Raw genomic sequence first — 18,924 nt, 5'->3', positions numbered from 1 at the left:
GCTAAACACGGGAACAAGCTTTCCCCGTAAACGCCGCTCCATATACCTCTTCAATTCTTGTTCCATGCCCCCGGGCGGGCAACGTAAGCGTGGCCGCAACGACATGGGGCAGGCGGCACCCCAAATTGCGGCATACCCCAACCAAAAATTTCGGATTTCGGATTTCGGAACCCTTCATAGAAGTAGGACTCCTACTGATATCAAGGGGATCCGAAATCCGAAATCCGAAATCGCCTTAGATCTTGACGATCAGGCTGCTGTACACTTTCTCCTGCCGGTCAAATATGGTCAGGGCATATACCCCCCGGGCCAAGCCACCCAGGCCGAGCGCTCCTCGGTTGCCCGTGACCGTTGACTCCAGTACCTTTTTGCCCTGCATGTTGGTGAGCACGCACCGCAGCGGACCGGCGGCGCCCGTCACAAACAGCCGGTCACGAACCGGGTTGGGATAAGCCGCCACCTTTTCGGCAGCAGCTTCCGCAGGGCTTGGGAGTACCTCCGCCCCCATCCGGGCCGAAGCAGCCGGACCCGCACTGCCGCCCAGGGGCACCACAAACTGCGGCGTTTCGGTAACGGTCAGCCATAAACGCCCCGCATTGGTGGGCACCCGTTGCGCCTGCATGTCGTCGGCGCCCGCCACCGGCTTGTAAATGATGGCCGAGTCCGCATCGCCCAGGTCCAGCTCGTACTCCGCCGTCCGTCCCACCTCATCGGGTACCACTAGGGCGTACATGGCGTTACCTTCCCACTCGTAGCGGTCCACGTAGGGATTGCTGTGGAGGGTTTCGGCAAAGGTGTAGTTGCCGAACAGCTTGCCGGTCTGGTACAGGAAGTCCGCTGCCGGCTTGCGGGTGAAATCGCTTTTATGGATCAGGCCCATCGAGGCAAACTTTACCTCGCTTTCCACGGCAAAATCATACATCTGGTAGTAATACGCCATCTGCAGGCCTTCCCGGGCATACATCAGGGAGGAGCGCAGCGTCCAGTCCGCCTGTGTTTCCAGGGCGGTCCGCTCGCCGACGGGGATGGCGCGGAATACGCTTTTGGGGTTGATATCGTAGCCCAGCTCGGTGATCCAGACCGGCAGGTCGTTGGTGTACCGGTGGGCCGCCTGCACAAACTGCCGCGCCATGCCCAGGCCTACCGACAGCTCCGGGGCCACGCCCCGCGTGGCCTTCGCCCCGGTTTCGTTGTTCTGGTCGCTGGCATAGTAGTGGTAGTTGATCACGTCGAAGCACAGGTCCACCGAGCCGTCCGGCCTCAGCCCCCGGAACTCCCGGCACCAGTCGATGATGGCCCGGAAATAGTCCGGCGAGCCCGAGGCAATGCCGGTCATCACCACCTGCATGGTGGGGTCGGCGGTCTTTACCCCGGCATTGATGCCCAGCTTTCCCTTGTGCCCGTCGTAGAAGGCCGAGAGGTTGGCGGCGTACTCGCGGGCCGAGAGGTAAGCTTTGCGCCCCTTCCAGTTCTTGTCCACCTCGTTGCCGCACTCGATGTAGCGCACCAGGCCCAGGCCGATCTTCTTGGTATTGACCAGCTGGCCCGTCCACTGGGGAATGGAATAAACGCTGACCAAAGAGGAATTGACGGCCTTGTTGCGGCCGTAACGGGCGGCAAACTGGAAGCCCAGTTTGGCCATTTCGGTATAGGAAGCGGGTTGGGTGAGGTCGCTGCCGTAGCGGGCGGGGTTGTTGTCCTTGGCGCGGAGGCTGTCGGGATAGGTTTCCACGATCCAGGGGGGCAGGTTCTGGAAGGTGGCCAGCAGCTCGATGCCCTCTTCCTGCAGGCGCTGGTACATGGTATCGAGGCACCAGCCGCCGCCGGCCTGGGGACTGAAGTAGTAGCGGCCCTCCACGGGTTCCATCTTTTCCCAGTCGACGTACTGGCGCAGGGCGGAAAAGCTTTTCAGGGCGTTCATCTTGGGCACTTCCACGTTGTAGGGCTTGTAGCCGTCGAGCAGGTTCCAGGCAAAGCCGTTGACGCCGAACTGGCCCTTCAGCGGCCTGCGGGCCGCCCGGGCCTCCGGGCTCCGCTGTAGCGACGGGGTGTAGGAGCCGTACAGCTCTATTTCCCCGGCAAAGTTGTTGTTGTTGATCTGCAGCAGCAGGCACCGGATGTTGGTAATGGCGGTATCCAGCTTGAACACCGAACGCCGGTCCGGGTACGGACCCACCCAGGTGTTGTAGTAATCGCCGGGGAACACCGCCACCAGCTTTCGTTCCCATTGGTCGTTGATGGCGTAAAGGCGCAGGGGGGCGTGGGGGAAGGTACCGTTCCGATCGTACATCCGCAGGCTGTCGATGGTCATGGTTTCGCCCTCGAGCAAGGGGTAATAAGCTTCATAGGGGTCCAGGATCTTGGTCCAGCCGGTAAACGGAACCGTGTTGACGTCGCCGTCAAACATTTTTGCAAGGCTGCCGGAAACGAAATTGACCTGGTACCAGCGGGAGGTGTCGATGGGGATTTTTACGGAAGGAGGTTGCTGGGCATGCACACGGCATAGGATTGTCATCAGCATGACAAGGGACACAACAGTTTTCATAAATATAGATTTTATTCATCCACTATACCCGTAAATCCTCGGGTATTAGTGAATGGGGTCGGATTATAAGACGCCCTTTCATATGAAAGGAAAATCTGCTGCAAAATTAGAAAGCAGGGCAACACCAGTTGTTCGTAAGCACCCCTTAAATGAACCGATAGGTGATTGTCTATAGAGGATATAGGTTTTTACTCAAACGGTCAGGAATAGGCGAAATAAGCATTTACACCTGGAAAAAACAAGAGATAACCAAATAGAATTGGAGGCGAAAAGGAATACGGACGATACTAACGGTGAGTGCTATACGGGAATGAGAATGGTTTGACGAAAAATCGCTCCCCCGGCTTCGCCCTGGCGAAGCCGGGGGAGCGATTTTTCGCAGCTATCCCTAATGGGCAACCGCATTTTCCACTACCGCCTTTTTGGCGGCAGGCAGGTCCAGAAAGGCGCCGTTCCGCTGCTTGGAGCGGGCCCGGTTGCGCAGCACCTGCGGGAGCCGCAGCAGCAGGCCCAGGCTGTACCCCACATCCAGCAGCAGCTCGCCCACCTTCAGCCCGGCGGCATCCTTCAACAGGAACTTCAGGTACACCGAGGCCGCCTTGCCCAGGCATTTGGCAAAGGATTCCTTAACGTTCATCAACGGGATGAGGCTGGCGATCTGCCGGCGCCGCAACCGCGACTTCAGGGGCATGCGGCCCCAGTCGAACGGACCCTGCCGGCGGTCGTGCACGCCCCGGGCTCCCGGGCATACGCCCAGCTTATAGCCGTGAAACAGCACCCGGTGCACAAAATTGTTATCCTCGCCATAATGGCGGAACAGCGGATTGAAGCCGCCGGTCACCTGCGCGCATTCCCGCGGCAACAGCCACAGGGCGGCATTGACAAAGGAAGCGCCGTACACCTCTTTGACCGGCCCGCCCTTCACGGCCAGGTCCGACAGCAGGCCCGGGCAATCGCCCGCCGAGATCCACTTGGCAAAGTTGTCGTCCAGCTGCTCCAGCGTGCCGTCGAGGTGCAGGGGACTGATAATATGGTATTCGGGATGCTTTTGGTGCACCGCCACCATATGCTCCAGGGTGTCGGGGAAGATCCAGGCATCCTGGTTCAATAAGAACAGGTAGTCGGCCCCCTGGCGGAGCGCATATTCGATACCGATGTTGTTGGCCTTGCCAAATCCCAGGTTCTCCTTGCTTCGGATCAGGACGGCCTCGGGAAAGGAGGTCTCAATCACCTCCACGGTATTGTCGGTAGAGTCATTGTCCACCACCACCGGCACCACCGGAACGGTAGACGTCCGGAGACAGCCCAGGCAACTTTCCATCCAGCGGGCGCCATTATAGGTAACGATGATCACGAATAGTTTCATGTACTGCAGGTTTATGCTTGTGCTTGATAAAATTTTATTGCGCCGCCCCGCCGGCAGGGGCGGGTGAGGGATTTCCTTTTTTGCGGATCATATCGCCCATCTCCAGGATCTGCCGGAACCGCCCTTTGCAGGCCGGGCCCATTTGCCAGAGCAGGAGGTACATCAGCCCACCGGCCGCTCCCCCGGCCGCACAGACCAGCGGGACGGGCCACGAGCCGGTCAGCCCCTTCACCCCCAGCATCACCCCGCCGCTCCCCACCGCAAACAGGGCCGGCAGCGCCGTTTCGCGTACAAACAGGCCCAGGGAAACCGGTGTGCCCCGGAAACAGAAATAAACCGAGGGGAACAGGAGCAGCCAGGTAACGCCGGCATAAGCCAGCGCCACGCCGGTAACGCCCCATTGAATGCCCACGCAAAAGGACAGGACGGTAAAAAAAGAATTCACCAGCCCGATGCGGAAATACTTTTTCACCTTGCCGGTGGTGATCAGCACCAGTCCCTGCGCCCCGGCAATAGGCTGCACAAAAGCCGGGATGGCCAGTATTTTGAAGATCAGGCCCGCCTCCACCCATTGCGGCCCGAGTACCATAAGGATCACCTCGTTGGAAAACACACCCAGGAACACCACCACGGGCATGGAGAAAAAGGCCAGCGTGAATACGTAGCGCCGGAAAAAAGCCGCGAATTTGCCGGGATCCGACTGCAGGCTGCTCAGCGCCGGCAGGGCCACGGTATTCAGCGGGTTGCGCAGCTGGTTGATGGGCAGCATCAGCAGCTGGTAGGCCTTGGAATAAAGCCCCAGGCCGGCCGAGCCCACAAACCGGCCGATCAGCATATTGTCCATGTTGCGCGAAAAATAGTTGACCAGGTCGAAGCCGGTAATGCCGGCCCCGAAGCCGAGGATGGAACGCAGGTTGGCCGCCTTCAGGTAAAAACCGGGGCGCCAGTCGCAGGCCATCCACAAAAACAGCGTCAGGAACGCCTGCGGCAGCACGTTGACGGCCACGATGGCCCAGTAGCCGAAGCCCGCCCAGGCCAGCAGCACCGCCGCCAGCACACCCGCCGCCGTGCTGGCGATCTGCACCAGCGACAGGGCCTTGAAGCGCATCTGCCGCTTCATCAGGGCGCTGTGCTGGAGCCCCAGGCCCGACAGGAAGATGCCCCCTGCAAACGCCAGGGTGATCCGGAGCAGCCGCTCTTCGTGGTAAAACCCTACCAGCACCGGCGCCAGCAGCGCCAGCACCAGGGCAATAGCGGTGGTAATGCCGGCATTGATCCAGAAAACGGCGCTCACCTGCCGGTGGTTGATCGCCTCTTTCTGGATAATGGCCGTGGACAGGCCCAGGTCGGAAAAGATGGTAACGACGCCGGTAAAAGCCGTCACCATCGCCACCAGCCCGAAATACTCGGGCGCCAGCAGGCGGGCCAGGATCATGTTGGAGCCGATGGTCAGCACAAACATAATCATCTGGCTGCCCAGGGTGCTGAAGCCGCCCTTTACGGACTGTTCCTTCAGGTTCTTTTTAAGGTGGTGCTTGTCGAACCACTTTTGCTGGTAGCGGCAGGTTTCCTGCGGCTCCGCCACGGCTTCGCGCGCTGCGATTACCTCTTCTGTCAGCATACTATTTTCCATCATTTACAGGGTCGTTTGGGGGATGGGGTTCCGGGCGGGGCTGCCGTGCTTTTGCCGGTAGGCCTCCCAGGCCAGCTGCCAGAAGGTTTCCACGCGGCGCTCCCAGGAGTTGCCGGCGGCGGCGGCCAGCCGCTGGCGGCGGCGTTCGGGGCTGTGGTCCCCGAGGGCCTGGGGCAGCAGGGCCAGGAATTCGTCGTGCGACCGGGCCAGGTACACCTGGTCGGAAAACGAAGCAATGTCCTCGGAAAAGTGGGTGGTCAGCACCGGGCAGCCGGCCGCCAGGTATTCGTTGATCTTCAGCGGGTAGATGCCCCCGGTCAGGTTGTTGCGCAAAAACGGGATGACGGCGCAATCGAAGCAGCGCAGGTAGGCCGGCAGCTCCTCGATGCGTTTGGCACCCGTGCACAGGATGTTGGGCTGGCTGGACAGGTCGATGCCCTGCAGGTGTTCCTTCTTGAGGGGGCCTACCAGCACGATGGTCTTGTCGGGATGGGCTTTCGCCATCTTCAGCAGCAGCTCGTAATCCATGCGCTGGCAGACCGCCCCGGTATACCCGATAATGGGCGTGCGAACATCTTGCAGGTCGGCCGGGCGGGGCCCCTCCTGCTCCTGGGCTTTGCGGAACAGGCTGATGTCGCCGCCGTTGGGCAGGTAGTGCACCGGCCGCTGGTTGCGGGCCGAAATATTGCGGCACAGCTGCAGCGAGGTCGCCACCGACAGGTCGTACTGCTGCACGCATTCGTTTTCCTTGGCAATGCCGTCCTTCAGGCTGTCCTCCACGGCGTCGCGGCTCTGGTAAACGGCCAGCGTGGGATCGAGGTACTGCCGTATGCGGGACAAATAGCCGGGGTTGAACGAATTGAGAAAGAGGTAGTCGCGCAGCCCTTTTTCCTTCAGGATGCGCCGCACCAGGGCGGCCACCACCTTGTTGTTGTGGTGCATCACCCGGTCGGCCACGGGGCCTGCCGGCAGCGAATACGAGGGGATTACCAGCTTGGGCGTGGCGGCCACCAGGTTTTCGGGCTGGCCCGGAACGGGGGTCAGGTACCGGCGGCCTGCCACCAGCGCCGGCAGGCGCCGGCGGATCCCGGGGGTTTTGTATTCCCTCAAAAAATCGGCATAGGTGATCGGGTAATCGATATAATAAACGGGATTGGTCTGGCTGAACACCTTGGCCAGCGCCAGGGAGGCGGAAGACAGGCTTCCATCCCAGCGCGACATGGTGGTGATGAACAGGGGCAGCTTTTCGAATTCGCTTTTGGACAGCATGCGGACAGGTTGATAAGGTATAAGACTACAGTTCGGTTTTCCGGGCAAACGGCCGTTTGCGTTTGGCCTTCAGCCCCCGGAGGAATCCCCAGACCAGGCAGGCCGCAACCGGCAGGATGATGAGGTTCCAGGGCATACTAGTGGGAATGGGTTTCGCCGTGGGGCGTGTGGATGAATTGCTTGCGGGCCTTGCCGATATGGAAGACCGAACGGAACATCCCCAGCAGCGCACCGGGCACCTGCAGCAGCGCCTGCAGCAGTTGCCGGTTGTACCAGCGGCCCGGAATGCCCAGCAGCAGGGAAAGGACCAGCGCACCGGCCAGGGCCAGGCTGAGCCCGAGCAGCTGGGGGAAGCAGCAAAGCGCCACCAGGGTCCACAGCCCCACCACCGCCACCAGCATTACGCGGGGCAGCAGGAAGGTTTGCAGCACCTTGTTGAAAAAGGCGACGTTGCCTTTAAACAGCTCTTTCCAGCCCTTGAAAAAATACTTTTCAAAAAACTCCAGCTGCATCGCCAGCCACCGGCTGCGCTGGCGGGCAAACACCTCGGTATTGGCCACCTTTTCGTCAAAAACGTAGGCGCCGTCCAGGAAGGCGATGCGGTGGCCCTCGCCGGTCAGGCGGAACTCCATTTCCTTGTCCTCGCCGGAGGTATCGCCGATATCGGCCAGCATGCGCACGAACAGCTGCCAGTCGAAGGCCATGCCGCTGCCGATAAGGGCGGAGGGCAGGCCCACGGCCACATGGCCGCGGCGGAAGATGTGGTTGTTGATCTCCTCGGTGCAGGCATCCAGGAAGGCAAAGGCCGTATTGGTATTCTTGGCGGTGCGGTGTCCCTGTACGGCTTGGTAGCCGGCGGCAAAGGCATTGTTCACCGCGTGCAGGAAGCCCGGCGCCATGTGGTTGTCGGCATCCAGGATCAGGGCGATGGCCACGGGATCGTGGCGGGTGGCGTCGATGGCCTTCTGCAGGGCCTTGCCCTTGGTGCTTTTTTCAAAGCGCACTTCCACCACCTTCAGCGGCATCTTTTGGAGAGCCGCCAGGGTGCTTTCGCTGAACGAGTCGGCGATTACCACCACCTCGACGAGGTGGGCGGGATAATCTTGCTGCAGGGCAGAAGCGGCGGAGGAAAGGATCACGGCGTCTTCCTTGTAGCCCGGGATGAAAATGCGGATGCGGCGCAGGCTGTCCGCCGCCTGCAGCCCCTTTTTGCGGCCCAGTGTGCCGGCCAGGGAAAAGAAGAACAGGTAGCCCACCTGCACCAGCAGGAAGGCCAGGAACAGCCAAATGAATAGGGAGAAAACAAGGTTCATATGCTCTTGAATTTTGGGATCCGGGCGGTACCCGTGGCAGCTTAACGGGCTGCCAGCCGTTGATAGATCTGTTCGTTTTTACGGGCCAGCTCGTCGATGCGGTACTTGTTGGCCACGCTGGCCAGGGCATTGGCGCCCAGCTGCTTGCGCCGGGCTTCGTTGGTGCCCAGTTCCAGCAGGGCCGCTTCCAGGTCGGGCAGCAGGTGGTTGAGGTCGAGCAGCAGGCCGTTCTGGCCGTGCTGCACCATCTCGGCCGTGCCGTCCACCCCGGTGGCGATCACCGCCTTGCCCATGGCCATGGCCTCCAGCAGGGCAATGGGAAATACCTCCCAAAGGGAAGGCAGCACAAAGATGTCGGCCGCCGCCAGCACGTCGGGCACATCGGTGCGGAAGGACTGCTGTACCACCCGGTCGGCGATGCCCAGCTTTTCGATCAGCTGCAGGGTTTCTTCCTTCAGTTCCCCGTCGCCGACCATCAGCAGCAGGGCGTGGGGCACTTTTTGGGCCATGCGGGCAAAGGCCTCTACCAGCAGCAGCGGCTGCTTTTGATGGGTGAAGCGGGCAATGGAAGCCACCACCAGCGCGTCGGCGGGGATGCCCAGTTCCCGGCGGACGTCTTTATATTGGCCCTCCGGGTTGAAGCGCTGGTAATCGATGGAGTTGTAAATAATCTCCGCGTCGAAGCGGCCAAAGCATTCGCGGGCCTCGTCGCGGCTGGCGCGGGCGCCGCAGATGTTGACGCTGGCCTTTTGGGTGAGGTATTTTTCGCTCACCATCCGGACCTTGCGCACCAGGGGGTGCTGCCCGCGGTGGAACGACCAGCCGTGGCAGGTGTACACCAGGGGCAGGCCCGAACGAACGGCCGGCCGGAACATGTTGGACATGGCGCGGGTACCATGGGCATGCACCAGGTCGATCCCTTCCTCCCGGAGGAGGCGGGAAACCTTGCCCCAAACGCTGAAGTCGAAGGGTTTTTCGGTATAAATAACGTGGGTGGCAACGCCCCATCCCCGCAGCCGGTCCACCATGGGCCCGTCGGTAAAGGAAAGGACCACCGGTTCAAAACGGCTTTTGTCCAACTGTTCTACCAGGCCCAGCAGGTAGCTTTCGCCCCCGCCGATCTTGCCCTGGCGGATGCCTTGCAATACTTTTATTTTTGTTGTTGCCTTCATAAATTCAGGTTCGTTAAAAGGGGGCTTCCAGGACCGCCTGTTGGGGTGCCGGGCCAGGGGCCGGCGTGTCCCAGCGCTGGCACAGCCACAACAGGGCCCAGCTCACCGCCACCACCAGCACCGAGGGCATCTGGTTCATCACCTCGTTGCCGTAGCTGCATACCAGCAGCCCGAAAGCGCCGGCGCAAAGGGCCATCATCTGGTTGCGCAGCGCCGGGTCGCGGGTGCGCCACACCAGCCCCGCCGCCTTACCGATGATGTACAGCATGATGCCCAGCCAGATGGTAAAGCCCACCACCCCGTACATCACCCAGTTTTTTACATACAGGCTGTCGGGGGGAATGGCGGAGGTATAAATATGTTTGTTGAACGTGACGCCCCACATGCCGATGGTGCCGACGCCCGTCCCGAAGGGTTTTGTTTTCAGCGACTCCCGCAGGATCGCCTGGTTGTTGAGCCGCACCAGCAGCGAGGGGTCGTTGGGGTTTACCGAAGAGCGCAGTCGCCGGATCTGGTCGTTGTTGTTGCCGATGGTGGTAAACTTCAGCATGCCGAGAAATGCCCCGAAGACCACCAGGCCGACCAGCAGGCTGCGCAGCTGCTTGCTGAGCACCAGGAACACCAGGCCGCCGCCCAGCAGGGCGCCCATGGCCCCGCGGGTGCCGGAAATGAGCATGCCGTAAAAAATGACGGCGCCCGCCAGGGCATACCCCAGCTTTTTCAGCCCCTTGTACGGTCCGGCAGCCAGGATCAGGCACGAAACTGCCAGCGCCCCCTGCGAAGCGCCGAACTGCGCCGACTCCGCGTAAAAGGAAAAGACCCGCAGCTTGCCAAACAGGATGTGAGTGCGCTTGGCGCCGGCTTCCAGCCAGGCCCGCTCCGCGCCATCCACCCCCAGGTGCAGCTGCTTGGCGCCGTAGAGGGCCCCCAGCAGCGACCAGGCGATGATGAGGTGCAGGAAAACGTTGATATCGCGCTTGCGGTTGAAGACAAAGAACACCAGCGGAACGGTCAGGAACCAGTACAGGGCGCTGCCCCGCATTTCCTGGAGCCACCCCTGCAGGTTGGGCCGCGAGGGGTTGGCAATCTCCAGCACCGTCAGGCCCATCCAGGCCACCATCAGCCACACCAGGTCGTTGTGGAGGTGGCGCCAGCGAAAGCGGTTGCCCTGGTAAAAAAGCACCCCCAGCCACGACAGCACCAGCAGCCCGTCCAGGGCCAGGCCGTACTGCGGCCCGGGAAAATGCCGGTTGATATAAGGCATCCCGAAGCCATAACAAAGCGCGGCGATCAGGCCGGCCTTCGGGTAGCGGAACACCCCCCACACGAAGGCGACCCCGAAGGGCAATCCCAGCAGTAAACCTGCCAGGGGGATGCCGGCCGTCGACACCAGCCACCCCAGGTACACCGCCGCCAGCAGCCCCGGGATCAGCCAGAGTCCGCTGTATTTTTGAGAGGCAGGAGTATCGAACAGGTTTCTTTCCACGGGGGCTTGCTGCTGGATGAAGGAATAAGGTTTGGTGGCGGCAGGGAGCACCGGCTTATTTGCCGCTGAAGGCGCTGCGGCCGCCGAACTCGAAGCGGAACAGGCGCTTGGCGGCCGTCCGCACCCGGAAGCGCTTTTTGGGCACATCACCGATGTACTCCTCGGCAAAGTCCTTCTCTACCCCGTTGAGGATAAAGGAAGGGGTCAGGCCGGTGGTCCGGGTAAAAATGGCCAGCAGGTCCTTGTCGTTGCGGACCCACACCCGGTTGGCCCGGCATACCAGGTAGGCCCCGTGCAGGTGCGGGAACTGGTTGGGCCCGATGACGACGGTTTCCAGGGCGGGGAACTCGACCAGCTCGATCTCGGCTGCCGCCCGTCTGCCCGTCAGGCCGTCGCGGGTCCACTGCAGTTTTTCCACTTTATAGTTCCGTTCCGACAGGCTTTCGTGCAACAGGTCGATGAGGGTGGATTTCCCCTCCCCTTCCTGGGTGCTGATAAAGCCGATGCGGACCGGTGTTTCGGTAAAATGGACCTTCGACAGCAGTTGCTGCAGCAGGCGGAGCTGCGCCCGGGCCAGGAAGGCCGGCGGGGCGCTTTTCAGGGGGTACAGGCCCATCAGCGACAGCCCGGTGACGGCCGCCGCCCGCTTCGGATCGCGGAGGGTGCGGTTGAGCATAAACCGGGCCAGCACCACGGCCAGTACCAGGGCAAAGCCGGCCACGAATCCTACCGCCACCAGCAGCATCCGCTTGGAGGCATTGGGCTTCAGGGGCAGGAAGGGCGGGTCCACGATGGTGAGGTTGCCGGACAGCTTGTTGCTCTGCTGGGTCATCCGGGCCTGCGACAGGCTGTGGAGGTAGTCGAGGTATTCGCGTTCGGTGACGCCGATCTGCCGCTCGATCTTTTTGAGGGTGGCTCCCAGGGGCGCATACTTGCGGTATTCGGTGTCAAACTCTCTTTTGCGTTTGTCCATGACCGATAGCTTGGCCTTGTTGCGTTCGTAGGCCAGCGATGCCTGCAGCCATTCGTCGAGCACTTCGCGGGTGGGAATGCCGTTGGGCGTATTGGATTTTTCGTAGAGCTTGTCCATGGTGCCGTCCATCTTCCGCTCGAGCCCGGCGGCCACATGCTTCAGGCTGTCCAGGCGCTTTGCCCCCCCGTCCTGGGCGGTCATGGTTTCGCTCAGGGCGATCTTGCTGTAGAGGTCGGCCAGCTGCTCCTTGCCGCGGATCAGCTCCGTGCCGTAGGTGCTCTGGTAAATGCGCCCCCGGATGTTTTCGTCCATCTTTTCCAGGGAGCGTTCGGCGGCCTTTTCGTCCATCTCGATATCGTGTCCCTGGGAATAAAGGTTTTCGCGCTGCACCGCCACGGCCCTGGTCTGGTCGACGTAGTTGATGATCTCGTTGTTCTTGCTGAAATCGAGGAATTGCCGCTCGGCGGAGTCCAGGCGGGCATAGGCGTCGCGGGTTTGCCGTTCAAAATAAGCCACGGCCGACTCGGTCTGGCCTTCCTTCAGCGCCAGCTGCTTGCGCATAAAGATGGCTACCAGCAGCTCCAGGGTACGCTTGCAGACCGCCGGGTCGGAGGTTTCGTACGAGATCTGGATCAGGTCGCTGGAGCTGATGCGCTGGGCCCTGGAATTTTTCAGGGCGTTGACCGAGTAAAATTCGGCGTCGGAATGCAGCAGGCGGTAAATCGCGTTCGAATTGGAGCCCCGCAGGTAGGCCGACAGCTTTTCGAAGGTTTCGTCCGCGGTAGGCCCGGCCAGGCGCGCCCGGAGGGTATCGGGCACCAGTTGCTTCAGCGAGGAATAGGTGTCCCATGATAGTACGGCCGGCTCGTGCCGGGGCAGGGTCAGGTGTTCGGCCAGCAGCTGCAGGGCCACCTCCTGCCTCGTTTCCCGGGAATTGATCAGGGTCAGCAGGTTGTCGAAGGCATTGCTGACCGACAGGTAGTTCACGTCGCTGCTCTGGTTCAGGGTATAGCCCGAGGCGATACCGGTATAGATCACCGTTTCGGAAGAATAGCTCTTCTTCTGGTGGCGGGTAAAGTAATAAATAGAAAAAGACAGGACCAGCGGCACCAGGAGCAACCATTTGAGGTTCCGGACCACGATCCTGATAAACTGTATAAAGCTCATTTTACCTGACTGATTAATTTGGAGAGATGGACGCCCGTAAACGCTTCCAGCAGCAAAAAGCTGGTCTGGAAGTTATTGGCCGCCGTCTCGAAGTCCTGCAGCGCCTGGGCATGGCGCTCGGAAATTTCAGAATACTGGTCGATGGTGATCTGGCCCTGGAGGAAGTTTTTTTCCGCCATGCTGTTGTTGATCTGGGCACCCTGCCGCCTTTTGCCGCTGACCGTTACCAGGCGCTGCGCCAGCTTCATGGCCTGGTACAGCCGGATCACCTCCTGGCGGATGGCTATGGAATCGTTTTCCCGTTCATGTTCCGCGATGCGGATCTGCAGCTTGCCTGCCTGGATCATGTCCTTGCGGTTGAGCAGCTGGGTCAGGGGCAGGTACAAGCCCACGCCTACATTATAGTTGGCCCGTTCCTGCGTGACGAGATTGTTGATGGTCGTGCCGCCGGTAGGCTGGTTAGAGCCTGCAGTGACCGTATTGCCGTAGCCGTAAACCGTGGAGACGGAAAGGGCGTTGTAAATGGACTTTTTATTCATCCGCAGGTTGGCCCGGGCGATGTCGGCGGTATTGCCGGCGACGCGGATCTGCGGCGAATTCTTCAGGGCCGAATCGATCAGCAGGGGCAACAGTTCATCCGTTGCCAGGGCCCGCACCAGCAGCGAATCCATGCCGGGCGCCACCTGTGCCCGGCAGAGCGAGGACACCAGCAGCAGCGCCCCGGTAAGGACCGGGAGGAGGAGCTTCCCTAATTTCATGCTTGTTGCTTTACACATTTTCTTTTTGGAACAGGGCCGGAATGGTGCGCAAGATAAGCCGGATATCGTTCATAAAGCCGTGGTTGCGGGCATAAGCATTGTCCAGCATCAGCCGTTCTTCTTCCGACATTTCGCCTTTGCCGCGTTTTTCCACCTGCCACAGGCCGGTGATGCCGGCGGGGGCGATGAAGCGCTGGGCGTATTTGTCCACGGTCAGCTTTTCGGCTTCGTACAGCGGCAGGGGCCGGTTGCCCACGATGCTCATGTCGCCGATCAGCACGTTGATCAGCTGGGGCAGCTCGTCGATGCTGGTATTGCGCAGGATCCTGCCCACCTTGGTAATGCGGGGGTCGTCCTTGATCTTGATAAAGGCGGAGCCGGCAGCGACCTTGCGCGACCTCAGGTATTGCTTTTCGCACCAGGTCTGCTTATCGGCAAAGAGCGAGTTGGTGCATTTGCCGCCGGTACGGGCGCAGTCCTCGCAGACCAGCTCCAGGGAGGCGGAGGTGTTTTTTCCCGTTTCGCCACCGCTATACTGGTTGAGGTGCTTGAGGTCCTTCAGCCGCTGGTCCGCATTCATATACATGGAGCGGAACTTGTAAAACCGAAAGATCCGGTAACCGGCACCGGCCCGCAGGGAATAATAAAATACCGGCCCTTTCGATTCCAGGCGGATGGCCAGGATTACCAGCAGCAACACCGGCGACAGCGCCAGCAGCGCCAGCAGGGAAAAGACGATGTCGAACGCCCGCTTGATACGGGGCAGGCGGTACAGCTCCTGCCGCTGCACCACAGGGCTCTTGCTCAGGCGATCCCAGTGGTTCACCATAAAGTTCACCCGGTTGCAGAACGTCGTTGCGCCGGTAGTGGGGGAAAACACGTCGGCAACCCCGGCCTGCAGGGCCACTTTCAGCAGGTTATCGTCCAACCGGTCGGCCACGATAAAGAAGGGAACAGAGGGCAGTTGCTGGTCGCGCAGGGACTGGTACAGCGAAACGCCACCGGTGCTGATCACCTCCGAACGCGTTAGAACGGCGGCTACGGGCAGGTTTTGCCGGGTCCATTGCTGTTGCAGTTCGGCCCCGTCGGCTACCTGCACCAGCCGGAAGCCCCGGTGGCCCAGGCCCGCCGCCAGGCGCGCCAACATCTCATCCGCACCCACCAGCACAATAACCGGGGGTGTATTTTCCGATAAAAAATTTCGCTCCATGAAGACGATTAGTTTTGGATGTATTTGCCTGATCTTTTTAAAATGATCTTTACCCGGGCTACCAGCTCGCGGGGATTGAACGGCTTCACAATAAAGTCGTCGGCGCCGGCTTCGAGGCACTTGACCCGGGTTTCGGTGCTTTCCGCTCCGGAAATCATGATCACCGGGATGGAACCGAAAAAGCCACTGCTGCGCAGCTGCTCCAGGAACTGTAATCCGTTGAGCCGCGGCGTGTTCAAATCACAAATAATAATGTCGGGGATGTTTCCTTCCTGCAAATAAGCGAAAGCTTCCAGTCCATCACTAAAAAGCACCGGTACGAAACTTTCATTCAGGCACTGGTTCAGGATCCCTTGCATAAAAGGATCGTCTTCAATAACGATCACTTTGGGTAGGTTCTCAGATAAGCAGCTCATTAAATCAGGATTTGGATAGATGAATTCAGCCATAATTTATATTCTATTCCCAATGGCCAGCAATGTTTAACTTTTAAAGTTTTAAGTGCGACGAAAGTAAATAATAACTACGTAAGTCCCATTAGTACAGCCTCGTAAACCCTATTACCAAATTTTTTCATTTGGTCCGGCCCGTTGGCTAAAATACCACCAAAACGGTTTACAATACATATTTACCCCTATGCCATTTTCCTCCGTTTCCCTAAAGACTCTTAGTATTTTATTGTGTAAAAAGGAAAGCATTTAGTTTTTTTTAAGGTTTTTTTAATAATTCCTTAACAGACCAACAAGCTCATCCATAAGCCCTCCTTCCTGTTTTTCCCTGTTACGTCCCCAAGCCGGGAAATTGGTCCGCTACCCGGTGCCCGGCTCCTAAAATTATAGAACAACAGGGAGTGAAACGGAGCAGAATTACCTAACCTTATCCACCTAAAGATATTAATTATAAACACCTAAATGTCTTGATTTTATTTTCTTTAGCGCAGAGCCTCCTGGAGCCGGTCAACCAAAGTCCCCTCCTGCGCACCTTTTAGAAATGGCTCCAGGATGATTTTGGAGGCTGATTTTCTCATGATGCAGGAGGATCCCCTAATTTTATCCCTTTCAGCTACTTCCCTATCATGAACATTGCAACTGCCTTAACCCGTATTTTGCCTCAAAGCCGTATCCGGGCCCGCTACATCGACCGTGTTTCTTTTGCCTCCGACGCGGGCTTTTACCACCTGGTGCCCCAGGCCGTCGTCCAGCCCGTGGGCGAAGAAGAGATCATTTCGCTGTTCCGCTTTTCCCGGCAGCACCGCGTGCCCCTGGTGTTCCGTACCGGCGGCACCAGCCTGTCGGGCCAGTGTATCACCGACGGCATCCTGGTTGACCTGAGCCAGCACTGGAAACGCATCCAGGTGGAACAGAACGGCGAGCTGGTGCGGGTGCAGCCCGGCATCACCGGCGCCATGGTGAACGCTTTATTGAAAAAGTACAGCCGCAAGATCGGTCCCGACCCCGCCAGCATAGCGGCCGCCATGATGGGCGGCATTCTTTCCAACAACGCCAGCGGCATGTGTTGCGGGGTAAAGCTCAACTCGTACCACACCACCCGCTCTATCCGCTTTATCCTGCCCGACGGCCAGACCTTCAGCACCGAACAGCCGGCCGACTATGCCCGCTTCGAAACGGATTGTGCCGAACTGCACCGGCGCCTGGCCGCCCTCCGCGACGAGATCGCCGCCGACCAGGTTTTATATAATAAGATCCGCGATAAGTACCGGACCAAGACCACGGTGGGCTATTCGCTCAACGCCTTCATTGACCACCAGCACCCGCTCGACATCCTGGCCCACCTGCTGATCGGCGCCGAGGGCACGCTGGCCTTTATTTCGGAAGCCGTGCTGCAAACCGTGCCCGACTATCCCTACAAGTCCACGGCCCTGCTGTACTTTCCCAACATCTACGCCGCCTGTAGTGCCATTGTGCCGCTGACGCAGGCCGGCGCCCTGATGGTGGAGCTGATGGACCGGGCCTCGCTGCACGCGGTGGAAAACATGCCCGGCATGCCCGCCATCGTCAAAACCCTGCCCGAAACGGCGGCCGCCCTGCTCATTGAATTCCAGGAAGCCACCTTTTCCGAACTGGAAGAACGGGTCAAACAATTCCTGGCCTCCTCCTCCGCCCTCTCGCTGTTCAACGACCCCGTGTTCACCAACGATCCCGAAGAGCAGGCCTTCCTGTGGAAGGTGCGCAAGGGCCTGTTCCCGGCGGTGGGCGCCGTGCGGGCCAGCGGCACCACCGTGATCCTCGAGGACGTGGCCTTCCCGGTGGAAAAGCTGGGCGACGCCATCCTGGACCTGCAGGAGCTGTTCCGCCAATACAATTACCTCAACGCCATCATCTTCGGCCATGCCAAGGACGGCAACATCCACTTCGTGGTCACCCAGTCGTTCAACACCCCCGAAGAGATCGACCGCTACGACCGCTTCCTGCGCGAGGTGGTGCGGCTGGTAGTGGATAAATATGGCGGCACGCTGAAGGCCGAGCACGGCACCGGCCGCAACATGGCGCCCTTCGTGGAAACCGAGTGGGGCGGACCCGCCTACGCCATCATGAAAAAGATCCGGGAGGCCGTCGACCCCGAAGGGCTGCTCAATCCCGGCGTGATCGTGAACGAAGACGCCGACGTGCATATCAAAAACTTAAAGGAACTGCCCTCGGTGGAACAGGAGGTGGACCGCTGCATTGAGTGCGGCTTCTGCGAGCACAAGTGCCCCAGCCGCGACCTGACCACCACGCCGCGCCGCCGCATCGTCATCCGCCGCGAGCTGAAAAAGCTGCAGGCCGCCGGCGACACGGCGAACCACAAGCTGCTGCTGGACCAGTACCAGTACGAAGGCCTGGACACCTGCGCCGTGGACGGCCTGTGCGCCACGGCCTGCCCGGTAGACATCAATACCGGCGACCTGGTCAAACGCCTGCGCCGCGAAAACCACTCCCCTGCTGCCAACAGGGCCGCCCTCTGGGCCGCCAAAAACTTCAACAAAGTGGAGTGGGCCGCCCGTACCGCCCTGAAGGCCGGCACCGCCCTGAACCGCACCTTCGGCCGCCACACCATGGCCCGCCTGACCGGCGGCCTTAAAAAGCTCGTCCCTGCCATGGCCCTCTGGAAAGACCAGCTGCCCGTCCCGCCCGACCTGGGGGTGCTGCGGAACCCTCCGTCCCTCCCGCAGGCCGACAGCACGGTGGTGTACTTCCCGGCCTGCATCACCCGCATGATGGGCACCTACCAGGGCAAGCCCAAAAACGGCATGGAAACCTTTCTGAGCATCTGCCAGAAAAGCGGCATCGCCGTGGTCATCCCCGACAACATTGAAGGCAGCTGCTGCAGCCAGATCTTTGCCTCCAAGGGCTTTGCCTCCGCCTATGCCTTTACGGCCAACCAGGTTGTGGAGCGCCTGTGGACGGCCAGCCGCGAGGGGGCGCTGCCGGTGGTGATCGACGTGAGCTCCTGCGCCTATACGCTGCACCACCTCCGCCCGGTGCTTTCGGAAGCGAATAAGGGGAAATTCGGCCAGCTGACGATCCTCGACAGCGTGGACTTCCTGCACGACATGGTGCTGCCGTTTACCGAAGTGAAGCGCAAAAAAGGCAGCATCGTGCTGCACCCGGTCTGTTCGCTGGAGAAGATGAAAACGAGCCATAAGCTGCTGCGGGTGGCGAAGCAGTTTGCGCAGGAAGTGACGGTGCCCCCCGCTGCGGGTTGCTGCGGTATGGCCGGCGACCGGGGCTTCCTTTTCCCCGAGCTGACGGCCTCGGCCACCCGCCCGGAGGCATCGGAAGTAACCGGAAAAACCTTCGAAGGTTACTACTCCTCCACCAAAACCTGCGAGATGGCCTTGTCGGAAGCCGTCAAAAAAAATTACGAATCGATCCTGTACTTAGTGGACGAAGGATTATAGACTAAGAAAAAACCCGGAGCCGGCCGTAAAGGCCGGCACCCTTAGGACCCGCCGCACATTAGAATCCGATTAGATTCTTTTAAGAGATTGGGAAAAAAGCATTGAGAATAAGGGAGAATACGCAGTTTTGC

General features: G+C 60.0%; 12 protein-coding genes. 1 reads left to right on the top strand and 11 read right to left on the bottom strand.

The features are described 5' to 3' along the window. Positions 1–235: 235 nt before the first annotated feature. The 11 genes from V9K67_RS08015 to V9K67_RS07965 all read right to left on the bottom strand — a co-directional run bounded on the left by V9K67_RS08015 (position 236) and on the right by V9K67_RS07965 (position 15,308). A complete protein-coding gene (locus tag V9K67_RS08015; RefSeq protein ID WP_336721331.1) occupies positions 236–2,545 on the bottom strand; it encodes a T9SS type A sorting domain-containing protein in 2,310 nt (769 codons plus the stop codon). A gap of 388 nt (positions 2,546–2,933) precedes the next feature. Further along, positions 2,934–3,911: a glycosyltransferase gene (locus tag V9K67_RS08010; protein ID WP_336721330.1), complete on the bottom strand. Its 978-nt coding sequence runs from the start codon at positions 3,909–3,911 to the stop codon at positions 2,934–2,936. A 34-nt stretch (positions 3,912–3,945) separates the two neighbouring features. Next, positions 3,946–5,547 (bottom strand): lipopolysaccharide biosynthesis protein, encoded by a 1,602-nt coding sequence (locus tag V9K67_RS08005; protein ID WP_336721328.1) that lies wholly within the window; start codon positions 5,545–5,547, stop codon positions 3,946–3,948. Continuing rightward, positions 5,548–6,813 (bottom strand): glycosyltransferase, encoded by a 1,266-nt coding sequence (locus V9K67_RS08000; RefSeq protein WP_336721326.1) that lies wholly within the window; start codon positions 6,811–6,813, stop codon positions 5,548–5,550. A 137-nt stretch (positions 6,814–6,950) separates the two neighbouring features. Then, positions 6,951–8,126 (bottom strand): glycosyltransferase family 2 protein, encoded by a 1,176-nt coding sequence (locus V9K67_RS07995; protein WP_336721324.1) that lies wholly within the window; start codon positions 8,124–8,126, stop codon positions 6,951–6,953. A 41-nt stretch (positions 8,127–8,167) separates the two neighbouring features. After that, positions 8,168–9,298 (bottom strand): glycosyltransferase family 4 protein, encoded by a 1,131-nt coding sequence (locus tag V9K67_RS07990; RefSeq protein WP_336721322.1) that lies wholly within the window; start codon positions 9,296–9,298, stop codon positions 8,168–8,170. Between the two features lie 13 nt (positions 9,299–9,311). After that, positions 9,312–10,835 (bottom strand): O-antigen ligase family protein, encoded by a 1,524-nt coding sequence (locus V9K67_RS07985; protein WP_336721320.1) that lies wholly within the window; start codon positions 10,833–10,835, stop codon positions 9,312–9,314. Between the two features lie 4 nt (positions 10,836–10,839). Then, positions 10,840–12,924, bottom strand: a complete 2,085-nt coding sequence (locus V9K67_RS07980) for a GumC family protein (RefSeq protein WP_336721319.1) — start codon at positions 12,922–12,924, stop codon at positions 10,840–10,842. Next, a complete protein-coding gene (locus V9K67_RS07975; protein ID WP_336721318.1) occupies positions 12,921–13,682 on the bottom strand; it encodes a TolC family protein in 762 nt (253 codons plus the stop codon). Before V9K67_RS07975 ends, V9K67_RS07980 begins: the two co-directional genes overlap by 4 nt. 10 nt (positions 13,683–13,692) lie before the next feature. Continuing rightward, positions 13,693–14,892: a sugar transferase gene (locus V9K67_RS07970; protein WP_336721316.1), complete on the bottom strand. Its 1,200-nt coding sequence runs from the start codon at positions 14,890–14,892 to the stop codon at positions 13,693–13,695. An 8-nt stretch (positions 14,893–14,900) separates the two neighbouring features. Beyond that, complete coding sequence (locus tag V9K67_RS07965) at positions 14,901–15,308, bottom strand: response regulator transcription factor (protein ID WP_336721314.1); 408 nt, start codon at positions 15,306–15,308, stop codon at positions 14,901–14,903. Positions 15,309–15,967: 659 nt separating this feature from the next. Between V9K67_RS07965 and V9K67_RS07960 the strand changes: the two genes are divergently transcribed. Beyond that, the gene (locus tag V9K67_RS07960; protein ID WP_336721313.1) at positions 15,968–18,793 is read left to right on the top strand and encodes an FAD-binding and (Fe-S)-binding domain-containing protein; all 2,826 of its coding nucleotides are present in this window, start codon (positions 15,968–15,970) and stop codon (positions 18,791–18,793) included. Positions 18,794–18,924 lie beyond the last annotated feature (131 nt).

Source organism: Huijunlia imazamoxiresistens (assembly GCF_037132455.1).
GTDB lineage: Bacteria > Bacteroidota > Bacteroidia > Chitinophagales > Chitinophagaceae > Flavisolibacter > Flavisolibacter imazamoxiresistens.
This window is presented reverse-complemented; position numbering and strand designations above follow the sequence as displayed.